Raw genomic sequence first — 11550 nt, 5'->3', positions numbered from 1 at the left:
GGCAATAAAAACTGATATTTTTAGTTAACAAGAATAATAAAACCACTATTGTATGAAATTACCTGTCATAACATTTATTCTATTTTTATCAATATTCCAGGCTGCATTTGCACAGGAAACTAATAAGTCCGACGAAAAAGGCCTGCGCCACGGACTTTGGAAAGGAACTTATGCAGAATCCCAAAGACCTCGCTATGAAGGAACTTTCGAACACGGAAAAGAAACCGGTGTTTTTAAGTTCTTTGATGATACTAAAGAACTAAAAGTTATAGCTACCAGAGATTTTACGGCAAAAGACGGAAGTGCTTATACTACATTCTTTGACCAAAAAGGGAATAAAGTAAGTGAAGGAAAAGAAGTAAACAAACTTTATGAAGGCGAATGGAAATACTATCATTTGGAGTCAAAAGAAATAATGACAGTTGAAAACTACTCCAAAGGAAAATTAAATGGCATTAGAAAAGTTTTTTACAAAAGTGGAAAAATAGCCGAAGAAGCTAACTATAAGGATGGAATCAAAAACGGACCTTATAAAAAGTATAGTGAAAGAGGAGTCGTTTTAGAGGATGCCATCTACAAAAACGGAGAATTTGACGGAGCAGTTACTTATAATGATGATGCGGGAAAAACTATAAAAGGACAATTTAAAAATGGTAAAAAATCCGGTATCTGGAAATATTACGAAAACGGAAAATTAGTCAAGGAAGAAAACCCGAATAAACCGGTTAAGGAAAAATTCAAAATCAATAGTAAAAACAAAGGAGCCCGAAAATTGCCGCAAAATGCTCCTACAAACAGATAAATTTCTCAAATGCGTTTATAAATTAAACAAATGCAGAGCATATAAAAACTATTCTATTTTGGCGTACTTTTGCAGCGTCAAATATTTTTGAATTAAATAATAAAGAAAATGAAACGTGTCGTAGTAGGTCTTTCCGGAGGTGTTGATTCCAGTGTTGCTGCTTATTTGCTTAAGGAGCAGGGCTATGAAGTCATTGGCCTTTTCATGAAAAACTGGCATGACGATTCTGTAACTATTTCTAACGAATGCCCTTGGCTGGAAGATAGCAATGATGCACTTCTGGTAGCTGAGAAATTGGGCATTCCTTTTCAAACAATTGATTTAAGCGAGCAATATCAGGAGAAAATCGTGGACTATATGTTCCGCGAATATGAAAAAGGAAGGACACCCAATCCGGATGTTCTATGCAACCGCGAAATCAAGTTTGATGTCTTTATGAAAATTGCCCTGAGCCTTGGAGCCGATTATGTAGCTACCGGACACTATTGCAGAAAAGGAGAAATTGAAGTGGAGGGTAAGCCGGTATATCAATTACTCGCCGGGGTTGATGGTAATAAAGACCAATCCTATTTTCTTTGCCAGCTTTCACAGGAACAATTGGCCAAATCTTTATTTCCTATTGGAGAATTGACCAAACCTCAGGTTAGGGAAATTGCAGCCAAAATGGAGCTGGTTACAGCAGAAAAGAAAGATTCGCAAGGATTATGTTTTATCGGGAAAGTACGCCTGCCGGAATTCCTTCAGCAAAAATTACAGCCAAAAGATGGATTGATTTTTGAAATCGGAGCCGATCAGGAAATCTATAAAAAAGAAAAAACGGGGTTTAATTCATTACAGGAAGAACTTGCTCATGAAGCGGCATCCATTCCTTATGCCCCGGAAATGGGTAAAGTAGTTGGAAAACACCAGGGAGCCCATTATTTTACAAAAGGGCAACGTAAAGGACTGAATGTAGGCGGAACTGTAGAGCCTCTTTTCATTATTGAAACCGATGTGGAAAATAACATCATCTACACTGGACAAGGAAATCACCATCCGGGTCTTTATAAAAAGGCACTTTTTGTAGAGCGTTCAGAAGTGCATTGGATACGGGAAGATTTGGCATTGAAAGACGGCGAAACAATGGAAGTAATGGCGAGAATCCGTTACAGACAGCCATTGCAAAAAGCCACATTGCATCAGTTTGAAAACGGACTGTATGTTGCTTTTGAAGAAGCCCAGTCAGCCATTACAGAAGGACAATTTGTTTCCTGGCATTTAGGAGAAGAACTGATAGGTTCTGGGGTAATAGCCTAAGTTTCTGAGGTACTAAGCTCCTAAGGTGCTAAGTCTCGTGCTTTTGGATGCAAAAGAGAAATCATTCAAAACAGGCTTTTTGGAATTGCTTCCATTTCGTTCAGATTTCCCAAAATCCGCGTAATTATTTTAATCGGTGTTCATCCGCGTTCTAAAATACGAAGTTGATTAATGAGGCGTTAAGGTTCTGAGGGACAAAGTTGCTAAGTTTTTTAGCGTAAACTTTTCGATTATTATAAAAAGTTATAACCTATCATAAAAATAAAAACCCGACAATCACTTGTCGGGTTTTTTTGAACAAAATATATAACGAACAAAACTAAACAGCAATTAAGCAATATCCAACAGCACAAAAGACTTGTCGATACTCTCATCAAAATGGATATTTCTTAGTTTTTCCAAAGAAATAGTACCTGTAATATAACCGGATTCATGATTCAGATAGGATTCGTCTATAGCAGAAAAATGTTTCTTTAAAGTAACCGCATCTTCTATCTGGTGCCTTAGGAAAACTTTCAGATTAACGTCGTCAGACAGGCTGTAATCTTCCTGCTGCGCAATTTTTTTATATTCGTACTGGTAATCATAACTCAAGGCAGAAATGTCACTCAATACGGCCGAAGCCGTTGGATGTGCTCCGGCACCTTTGCCCACAAAAAACTGTTCGTCTGCAAAACTGGTTTTAGTAATCACACCATTAAAAACATCATCAACATTAAACAGACGGTCTGCAGAATCCACAAATTTCGGAATAACGAAAGCAGTAATGTTTCCGTCCGTATTTTTAAAAGCCTGCGCAACTAATTTGATTTTTAATCCTTTTTCACGGGCATATTTCAATTCCAAGCCGCCAATATTATCAATCCCGATATTCAGGAGATTTTCAGGTCTGGCAATATATCCGAAAGAATGAGCCAAAAGAATCAACAGTTTGTATTTGGCATCAAAACCGCCGGTATCTAAAATAGGGTTGCTTTCTGCAAATCCTTTTTCCTGGGCTTCTTTTAAAGCTTCTTCATAAGACAGATTTTCCTTAAAAGTTTTGGTCAGTATGTAATTGGTTGAACCGTTCACGATGCCTTGAATAGACTCTAAAAGGTCATTATCATAATATTCTTCCAGATTCCTGATAATAGGCATGCTGGCACAACAGGCAGCTTCATAAAGTAAGGGTACCTTGTGTTTTCGTTGCAATTCCAATAATTCTTCAAAATGCTCTGCAATCATTTTTTTGTTGGCAGAAACTACTGCCTTTCCACTTTTTAAAGCGGTTGTAACGATTTCATAAGCCGCGTCTGCATCATCAATAAGTTCAACGATAACGTTGATTTCCGGGTCATTGAAAATATCATTTCTGTCGAAAGTAAAGTTCTCAGCCCCGATTTCGCGTGGTTTGTTTTTATCCTTGACACAGATTTTTCTAATGTCTGCTTTTAACCCCGGTGTTTTCTGCAAAACTTCATACAATCCGAAACCCACACATCCGAATCCAAATAATCCTATATTTAATTTTTTTCTTGACATTGTTTGTGCAATTAATTTTTATGGAATTCAACAGTAGCATTTTCCTTCACAGCATTTTCCAATGCCTGTTTTATGTCGGCAATTAAATCATCGGCATCTTCCAAACCTACAGAAAGTCGGATTAGGCTGTCCGTCACGCCAGACTGGTATCTTTTTTCAGCAGGAATTGATTTATGGGTCATTTCACATGGAAGGCAACACAGGCTTTTCACACCACCCAGACTTTCAGCCAATTGGAATAATTTCGTTCCCGATACAATTCTTGAAGCCAGTTCCTTATCGTCAATAACCAAATCAAAAGTCACAACACCTCCAAAATATTTCTGCTGACTTTTGGCAATTTCATGATTGCGGTGGGTTTTCAAGCCCGGATAATAAACATTACGGACCAGTTTTTCAGTAGTCAGGAATTCGGCAATTTTTTGTGCATTTTCAGCATGCTGCCTGATTCTTAAATTAAGGGTTTCAATACCGCGAATAACCAGCCAGCTGTCAAACGGCCCTAAAATAGCACCGGAAGCATTTTGGATGAATTTAATTTTAGCGCCTAATTCTTCCGTAGCAGTAATGACCAGACCGGCTATTAGGTCACTGTGCCCTGAAATATATTTTGTAGCACTGTGAACAATTAAGTCGGCACCAAAATCAATTGGTTTTTGAGCGATAGGAGAGGCAAAGGTATTGTCTACGCAGAACAGGATGTTGTTTTCTTTTGCAATTTTTCCAATGGCACGCAAATCTGAAATCTTTAATGTTGGATTGGTCGGAGATTCAATCCATATCAGGGCAGTCTTGTCACTGATGGCATCAGCAACGTTCTTTGCATCGGTTGCATCAACATACGTTACCTGTATCCCGAATTTTTCATACACATGGGTAAATAGGCGGAAAGCACCTCCGTAAATATCGTCTACGGCTATGATTTCGTCTCCGGCCGATAGTAATTTCACTACTGCATCTATCGCAGCTAATCCGCTGGAAAAAGCATAACCGTTGGCTCCGTTCTCCAGTTTGGCTATCAGGTCTTCAAGAACTTTTCGTGTAGGATTATTGCTTCTGGCATAGTCGAAACCTTTGTGAACGCCTGGAGCATCCTGAACAAAAGTAGAAGTCTGGTAAATTGGTACCGAAATGGAACCTGTTAGTTTATCAACCGGAATGTAGTTTAAAATTTGAGTTTGCTCTTTCATCTTGATTCGTTTTTAAGATTTAATATTTTTTCGCTTTTAAAAAAATATTCGAAACCAGATATCGGAAAGGGCATAAAATAAAAATGCTCCTCCGATAAGTCAGAAGAGCAAATAATATCTCGAGTTATTATGTACTATTTTCTAAGCTTATCTTTCCCTGCCAAAGCAAGGGTTGAATGTGGCACCTTATCCTCAAAAGGACAGGTTGCCAAGACGTCATAGGGTCAATTCCCTCGGTCTTTCTGGATAAGAATAATCTTTTAAAGAACTTGGTTGCAAATTTAGAGTATAAATTTTTTAAAAACCTAATAAAAAATAAAATATTTTATATTTAATTGATTTTCAATGTGTTGAATTAGATGTAAAAGGCTTTAAATAGTCAGCTTTAAAGTGTTTTATAAAATTTCATTTTCGTAAATTTGACATTCATATCTAAAAAATATTGGTTTGAATTCAAAAATAACCCAAATTATTCCCCAGCTACCTTCTTTAGACTTTGAAAAATCCAAACAATTTTATCAGGAAATTTTAGGCGGTAAATTAGTTGGTGAATATGAAGACCTTTTAATTTTTTTATGGGATGATAATGAAATACACCTTTGGAAATGCAATGAAAAAATAGTTCCGGAAAATTCAAGCTGCTACATTCGGGTAAATGATATTGAAGCTGTTTTTGAACGGTATAAAAAAATTCTTGGAGATAAGATAGCACTTAAAAACCAGCCTTGGGGAATGCGGGAATTTTATATTATTGACGATAGCGGTAATTTGTTTAAGTTTGGACAGCCAATTCAATAACTTATGAAAAAAATTACTTTTTTAATAGTCTTGTTGTCAGGTTTCTGGGTTGTGGCTCAGGAAGATGCCTGGGTTTATTTTACAGATAAGCCCGATGCCGCCCACTACATGGCAAACCCGCTGGAGATGCTTTCGCAGCGGGCACTTGACAGAAGAACAAGACAGAATATTGCATTAGACGAAAAGGATGTCCCTATTTCCGTATCGTATATTAATCAGGTGACGGCTTCGGCAGGAATTACAGTCAAGGCCAAATCAAAATGGATGAATGCATTGCATATCAGGGGTACGGTAGAAGCCATTCAAAACCTCGAAATCCTCACTTTTGTCGACCATATCCAGTTTGCCAATCCAACTTTGAATACTGCGGGCCGTGCCATGCGTCAGTCGCAATTGGCAAATGGGAATAAAAATTTAGAAACTCAGGTAAGTTTCGGATATGGAACATCGGCCAACCAGATTCAGATGCTAAAAGGCAATCAGCTACACCAGCAGGATTTTACCGGAAACGGAAAAATAATCGCTGTTATGGATGCCGGTTTTCCCAATGTAAATACTGCCCAACCTTTCCAACGACTTATTACCAATAATAAAATTTTAGGTGGTTACGATTTTGTAAACAGAAATACGAATTTTTATACAGGTGGAACACACGGTACCTTAGTACTTGCGACTATGGGCGGTTATGTTGAAAATCAATTAGTTGGAACCGGGCCGGATGCTTCCTATTATCTTTTTATAACAGAAGATATTTCGGATGAAAATCCGGTTGAGGAATCGTATTGGGTTGAAGCTGCTGAAATGGCAGACAGCCTTGGTGTTGATATCATTAATACTTCGCTGGGATATTTCATATATAACAACCCGGGTTATAGTTATGAATATGCTGACATGAATGGCACAACAGCCTTTATTTCACGTGGTGCAGATATTGCTTTTTCAAAGGGAATGATTTGTGTTGTTTCGGCAGGCAATTCAGGAGCAGGGGCTAATCCTAATATTTCGGCTCCGGCGGATGCGGTTAATGCGCTGGCTGTAGGTGCTGTAGCGCCGGATAGTAGTTATGCCGGTTTCAGTTCTATCGGGCCTTCATTTGATGGCAGGGTTAAACCCGATATAATGGCACAAGGGCAACAGGCTGTGGTTTCTGATACATTCGGAAATATTGTTACTGCTAACGGAACCTCTTTTTCGTCGCCTATAATTTCAGGTATGGTAGCTTGTTTATGGCAGGCTTTTCCAGATAAAACAAATGTGGAAATTATACAGCTAATTAAACAGTCGGCCCATTTATATAATACGCCCAACAATCAATTTGGTTATGGAATTCCTGATTTTAGCAGGGCATTAGCTAATGCTTTAGATACTCCTGTTTTTTCTGAAAACTCATTTTTAGTATATCCAAACCCGGCTAATTCTGTTGTCAATCTGGTTATTCCGGAATCTTATGAAGAAGTCCGGATTTTTATTTACAACCAGTTAGGACAAGAAATAATGAATAGTAAAATTAAAAGAGAAAACCCGGTTTTTTCTGTAGAAAACCTGCAATCGGGTATCTATTGGTATAAAATCAAAGCGGGCAATAATTATAAAACAGGAAAATTGGCTGTTAAATAGTATCTTTAAAAACAAAACAAATAATAAACCATAACTAAATTAAATGAATAAGATTACACAGCTTTTCAATATTCAGTATCCAATAGTTCAGGGTGGCATGATATGGAACAGCGGTTATAAGTTAGCAAGTGCGGTTAGTAATGCCGGAGGCTTGGGATTAATAGGAGCAGGGTCAATGTATCCGGATGTCCTTCGGGAACACATCCAGAAATGTAAAAAGGCGACAGATAAGCCTTTTGGTGTCAACGTTCCGATGTTGTATCCCAATATTGAAGAAATCATGAATATTATTGTAGAAGAAGGCGTAAAAATCGTTTTTACTTCTGCAGGAAATCCTAAAACATGGACTGCTTTTTTAAAAGAAAAAGGAATCACAGTCGTTCATGTTGTCAGCAGTTCAAAATTTGCCCTGAAAGCGCAGGAAGCAGGTGTTGATGCTGTTGTTGCTGAAGGTTTTGAGGCTGGCGGACATAATGGAAGGGAAGAAACGACTACATTAACTCTCATTCCGATGGTTCGCGAAAAAATACAAATTCCATTGATAGCAGCCGGAGGAATTGCAACCGGAAGAGGAATGCTGGCGGCGATGGTTTTGGGTGCCGATGGCGTTCAGGTAGGAAGCCGTTTTGCCGCATCAATTGAAAGTTCGTCACATGCTGATTTTAAACAGACAATTGTTGATTTGGAAGAAGGCGGAACCCAGGTAACTTTGAAAGAACTGGCACCGGTACGACTAATCAAAAATAAATTCTATCAGGATATTCAGGAGCTTTACGCCAAATGTCCGACTACAGATGATTTGAAAGTTTTGTTGGGAAGAGCCCGCGCTAAAAGAGGAATGTTTGAAGGCGATTTAGTGGAAGGCGAACTTGAAATTGGCCAGATTTCAGGACTGATTCACGATATAAAACCCGTAAAAGAAATTGTCGAGAATATGGTTTCAGAATTTGAAAAAGCAAAACAGGAAGCTGTTTCTTTATAAAAGAATCCCTTTGCAGAGCAAAGGGATTCTTTTTTAATTGATTATCTGAGCTTTACACCAAAAAATAAACCCCAGGTTTATGTTTTCTTTCTTTGCGGCTCTGCGCCTTTGCGAGCAACTATTTCACGTAAAGGCGCAGAGCCACAAAGTTAATAGTAGAATCGTTAAACTTTACCTTTTTGCTATAACTTCCCGATAGTCATTGTTTTTAATCATGACCAAGATTATAGATCTCCATGATGTTTTTCATGATGCGGTCAATATCCAGTTTCAGGTCAATCAGTTTTCCGGAGTGAATGTCAAAAACCCAACCGTGAATCTGAAGCCCTCTTTCGTTGTATGCTTTTTGCACTTCGGCAGTTTTAACCAAATTAACACACTGCTCCTGTACATTTAATTCGACCAGCCTGTTGTATTTTGCAGTTTCATCTTCAATAGCATTCAGTTCATTTTTATGCAGTCTGTATACATCGCGTATATTTCGCAGCCAAGGATTCAGTACACCCAAATCTTCAGCCTGCATGGCTGCTTTTACTCCTCCGCAGAAGTAATGCCCGCAAACCACAACATGGTTGACATGCAAGTAATTCACGGCATAATTCAATACAGACATTACGTTGAGGTCAATACTGATTACCATATTGGCGATATTTCTATGTACAAAAACTTCTCCGGGAGAAACACCCATCAAATCTTCTGCAGTAACACGACTGTCAGAACATCCAATGTAGAGAATATCCGGATTTTGTCCCTTTGATAAGTTTATGAAATAGTCCGGATCTTTTTGCAATTTTTCAGCAATCCATTTTTCATTATTTCGGAATACTTTTTCTAGTTCCATAGTATACGATATAGTTGGAAGATTTTTATAGGATAAAGATAATCAATTAACATAAACCCGAAAAAAAAAGTCACGTTTCAAAAAACATTCCTGAATATAAATTGGCTGGATAACCCGAATAAAACGGTGCTGTCCCGATTGTTGTGACAGCACCTTTATATCACAATCAGATTTTATCTTTTATAATAAGCCACTATACTTGCTTTTGCCAATGTCTGGTTCCAAAGGTTAAAACCGACTACTGCCGGGTTTGTATTTTCGTCCAGTCCTAATTTATCGGTTTTTAAGGCATATACAGTTATAATGTATTGGTGAAATCCGTGTCCTTTTGGTGGACAGGGACCTCCGAATCCTTTGATGCCGTAGTCTGTAATGCTTTGGATAGCTCCTTTTGGGGCCAAGTTCAATTGTACGCCCGCATTGGTCACAAGTTCTTTTGTACTTGCAGGAATGTCAAATACAACCCAATGCCAGAATCCGCTTCCCGTCGGCGCATCGGGATCATACATGGTAATGGCAAAACTTTTTGTTCCCTCGGGTGCGTTTTTCCATGATAATTGAGGTGATTGGTTGTCTCCGGAACAGCCAAAACCACCAAACTCCTGTATTTTTGTAGCTTCTCCTCCAAGATCTTTACTGGATAAGGTAAATGTTTTTTGTGCAAAAAGTGTGACTGAGAACAGCAGGGAAACTACCAGAATAAAGTTTAATTTTTTCATTTTATTACGATTTTAAAATTTTAACAAAGTTAGTTTTCGCAATAAAGGAGGAGCTTAGAGAGATGTTCAAAAACTGTTGCCGGAAGTTCAACTTTTATGATGCTGCCCCGGCGTGGTTCCATATTTTATTTTATAGGCCTGAATAAAACTGGATAAGTTCTCGTAGCCCACTTCGAAATAGATTTCGGTTGCACTTTTGTGTTCTTTGCTAATCAGGTGATGGGCATATTCAAGCCTTTTATTCTGAAACCATTTTACGGGCGATTGTGCGTACTGCTTTTCAAATTCGCGTTTGAAAGTAGAAATACTCATATTACATAAAAAGGCCAGTTCTTTTAAGGTTAGTTTGTTGAGTTGGTTACTTTCTATGGTGCGGATAAATTTTCGGGTACTATCATTATTGTTTGAAATAAGGGAATTCAGAAATTGGGTGCCGTGTAATTCTGTGAGATATAGCATTATTTCCTGAAATTTAACCTCCAGCAGATTGTTCCTTATTTTACCCGAAAGTTTTAAGATGACAGTAAGACTCTGAATAAAGTTCCTGATAAATTCATCGTATTCAAAAGCATGTACGGAGCTGTTTTTCTGGAAATCTGTATTGGTGAATTCTATACTTTCTATAAATTTTGAAAGAGCAGTGTCCGAAAAGAAAAACAGCAGACTTCTGTAATTATTCCTGTCAGATAATTGTTCTGTCATGAGGCAGTGCCCGGATTTCATCAAAACAAATTTCGAGTTGTTTATCGATAAAGAGGAATTGTCGAATATAACGTCTTTATAACCTTCCAACAGAAAACTGAAAGTGTTTTGGTTGAGTATGATTTGTTGTTTGGAAATTTTCCGGGACGAGGAATAATCAAAAATCTGGACGGGTAGAGAGGTGTCTATAAGTAATGCATCAGGAATTGTAATACTATTCATGGCTTTCTAGCTTTTATGCTTTGTGTGGGTGTTGTATTTTTTCAGACAAGATTAGATTTTGAAATACTTGTTAATTGAAAGTCTACCATTAGACCTTACAGTTTTGCCCTTAATGCAAAAGGTGTTTAGTTATCATTTTTTTGCTGGCTCGTAAATTACCCTTTTTGTTCTTCAAAATAAAAAATTTCTTTAAATGTCATTAATATAAAAGCCAAAATCAAGACACTTTTTTGCTGTTTCTGTAGCAATTCCTTATATTTCAATGTTTTATGTGAAATCTGAATCTTTTGTCATGTTCATTTTTGTCTTAGTCCACACAGCCCATAAATTTTAAAGTTGTTATTAGTCGTTGAGTGAATTGATACCTTGTGCTTTTAATTTTTCAAGATGGTCTTTCATTGTCTTAACCTGGTCTGCCGGGTGTCCTTGCCAAATGGTTACTTCTCCAACCACCTTGAAAGGTTGAGTTGAACGATATGATTTTGTTGGATTTCCCGGGAATTTTTTATCAGTCAAATCCGGGTCATCTTCTATTTCACCAGTAGGCTCTACCAAATAAATTCTTTCCTGTCCTTCACCAAAAGCCAGTTCGGCACCCCAGATTGCAGCATCCAATGTTGCGGATAAAAAAATGTATTTTGCATTTTTCTGTTGTCCGTAGTTTGAAGTATAGCCTACTTTAATCAGGTCGCCAATTTTCAAGTCAGCCTTTGTTCCATGAAAATAGGTTTGTTCAAATGGTGTGGGTGTTTGTTCGTTTTTCTTTTGCTCCATTGTCAAATTTATGGTTTTATTATCCTGTTTTCTTTCTGATTAATTTAGAGACAATATAAATGAAGATAAGAAAAAATCCTGTC

At 37.7% G+C, this 11550-nt stretch carries 11 protein-coding genes and 1 riboswitch; of the genes, 5 read left to right on the top strand and 6 right to left on the bottom strand.

What is annotated here, in order from left to right; all coding sequences use genetic code 11:
* Window positions 1-52 precede the first annotated feature (52 nt).
* Together BGO88_RS04635 and mnmA are read left to right on the top strand one after the other, a co-directional pair.
* On the top strand, window positions 53-802 hold the full coding sequence (locus BGO88_RS04635; protein WP_286706103.1) for a toxin-antitoxin system YwqK family antitoxin: 750 nt from the start codon (window positions 53-55) through the stop codon (window positions 800-802).
* Window positions 803-910: 108 nt separating this feature from the next.
* Window positions 911-2098, top strand: coding sequence for a tRNA 2-thiouridine(34) synthase MnmA (mnmA, locus tag BGO88_RS04630; protein ID WP_286706102.1), 1188 nt, complete (start codon window positions 911-913; stop codon window positions 2096-2098).
* 330 nt (window positions 2099-2428) lie between these two features.
* On the opposite strand, the gene BGO88_RS04625 is transcribed toward mnmA, so the two are convergent.
* Both BGO88_RS04625 and BGO88_RS04620 read right to left on the bottom strand, forming a co-directional pair.
* Window positions 2429-3622, bottom strand: a complete 1194-nt coding sequence (locus BGO88_RS04625; RefSeq protein ID WP_286706101.1) for a homoserine dehydrogenase — start codon at window positions 3620-3622, stop codon at window positions 2429-2431.
* Between the two features lie 11 nt (window positions 3623-3633).
* A complete protein-coding gene (locus BGO88_RS04620) occupies window positions 3634-4812 on the bottom strand; it encodes a trans-sulfuration enzyme family protein (protein WP_286706100.1) in 1179 nt (392 codons plus the stop codon).
* A gap of 144 nt (window positions 4813-4956) precedes the next feature.
* A riboswitch (SAM riboswitch) is annotated at window positions 4957-5065 on the bottom strand.
* 194 nt (window positions 5066-5259) lie between these two features.
* Here BGO88_RS04620 and BGO88_RS04615 point away from each other — a divergent pair.
* Genes BGO88_RS04615 through BGO88_RS04605 form a run of 3 tightly spaced genes read left to right on the top strand, consistent with a single transcriptional unit; the run spans window position 5260 to window position 8209 of the window.
* Entirely contained in the window at window positions 5260-5610 is a 351-nt protein-coding gene (locus BGO88_RS04615) for a bleomycin resistance protein (RefSeq protein WP_056070406.1), read from the top strand.
* Window positions 5611-5613: 3 nt separating this feature from the next.
* Window positions 5614-7227, top strand: a complete 1614-nt coding sequence (locus BGO88_RS04610; protein WP_286706099.1) for a S8 family serine peptidase — start codon at window positions 5614-5616, stop codon at window positions 7225-7227.
* Between the two features lie 43 nt (window positions 7228-7270).
* Window positions 7271-8209 (top strand): NAD(P)H-dependent flavin oxidoreductase, encoded by a 939-nt coding sequence (locus BGO88_RS04605; protein ID WP_056070411.1) that lies wholly within the window; start codon window positions 7271-7273, stop codon window positions 8207-8209.
* A 208-nt stretch (window positions 8210-8417) separates the two neighbouring features.
* Here the strand turns inward: BGO88_RS04605 and BGO88_RS04600 are convergent, their stop codons facing one another.
* The 4 genes from BGO88_RS04600 to arr all read right to left on the bottom strand — a co-directional run bounded on the left by BGO88_RS04600 (window position 8418) and on the right by arr (window position 11467).
* Window positions 8418-9050 (bottom strand): carbonic anhydrase, encoded by a 633-nt coding sequence (locus tag BGO88_RS04600; protein ID WP_056070414.1) that lies wholly within the window; start codon window positions 9048-9050, stop codon window positions 8418-8420.
* Between the two features lie 173 nt (window positions 9051-9223).
* A complete protein-coding gene (locus tag BGO88_RS04595) occupies window positions 9224-9769 on the bottom strand; it encodes a YbhB/YbcL family Raf kinase inhibitor-like protein (RefSeq protein ID WP_101471728.1) in 546 nt (181 codons plus the stop codon).
* 87 nt (window positions 9770-9856) lie between these two features.
* Window positions 9857-10693 (bottom strand): helix-turn-helix domain-containing protein, encoded by an 837-nt coding sequence (locus tag BGO88_RS04590; RefSeq protein WP_286706098.1) that lies wholly within the window; start codon window positions 10691-10693, stop codon window positions 9857-9859.
* A gap of 342 nt (window positions 10694-11035) precedes the next feature.
* A complete protein-coding gene (arr, locus tag BGO88_RS04585) occupies window positions 11036-11467 on the bottom strand; it encodes an NAD(+)--rifampin ADP-ribosyltransferase (protein ID WP_286706097.1) in 432 nt (143 codons plus the stop codon).
* Window positions 11468-11550: the final 83 nt, after the last annotated feature.

The organism is Flavobacterium sp. 38-13, from assembly GCF_001899155.1.
Classification (GTDB): Bacteria; Bacteroidota; Bacteroidia; order Flavobacteriales; family Flavobacteriaceae; genus Flavobacterium; species Flavobacterium lindanitolerans.
This window is presented reverse-complemented; position numbering and strand designations above follow the sequence as displayed.

Bases quoted from the DNA above. Each gene is read 5' to 3' on its own strand.
- BGO88_RS04635 (WP_286706103.1), top strand. From the start codon at position 53: ATGAAATTACCTGTCATAACATTTATTCTATTTTTATCAATATTCCAG.
- mnmA (WP_286706102.1), top strand. From the start codon at position 911: ATGAAACGTGTCGTAGTAGGTCTTTCCGGAGGTGTTGATTCCAGTGTT.
- BGO88_RS04625 (WP_286706101.1), bottom strand. From the start codon at position 3,622: ATGTCAAGAAAAAAATTAAATATAGGATTATTTGGATTCGGATGTGTG.
- BGO88_RS04620 (WP_286706100.1), bottom strand. From the start codon at position 4,812: ATGAAAGAGCAAACTCAAATTTTAAACTACATTCCGGTTGATAAACTA.
- BGO88_RS04610 (WP_286706099.1), top strand. From the start codon at position 5,614: ATGAAAAAAATTACTTTTTTAATAGTCTTGTTGTCAGGTTTCTGGGTT.
- BGO88_RS04605 (WP_056070411.1), top strand. From the start codon at position 7,271: ATGAATAAGATTACACAGCTTTTCAATATTCAGTATCCAATAGTTCAG.
- BGO88_RS04600 (WP_056070414.1), bottom strand. From the start codon at position 9,050: ATGGAACTAGAAAAAGTATTCCGAAATAATGAAAAATGGATTGCTGAA.
- BGO88_RS04595 (WP_101471728.1), bottom strand. From the start codon at position 9,769: ATGAAAAAATTAAACTTTATTCTGGTAGTTTCCCTGCTGTTCTCAGTC.
- BGO88_RS04590 (WP_286706098.1), bottom strand. From the start codon at position 10,693: ATGAATAGTATTACAATTCCTGATGCATTACTTATAGACACCTCTCTA.
- arr (WP_286706097.1), bottom strand. From the start codon at position 11,467: ATGGAGCAAAAGAAAAACGAACAAACACCCACACCATTTGAACAAACC.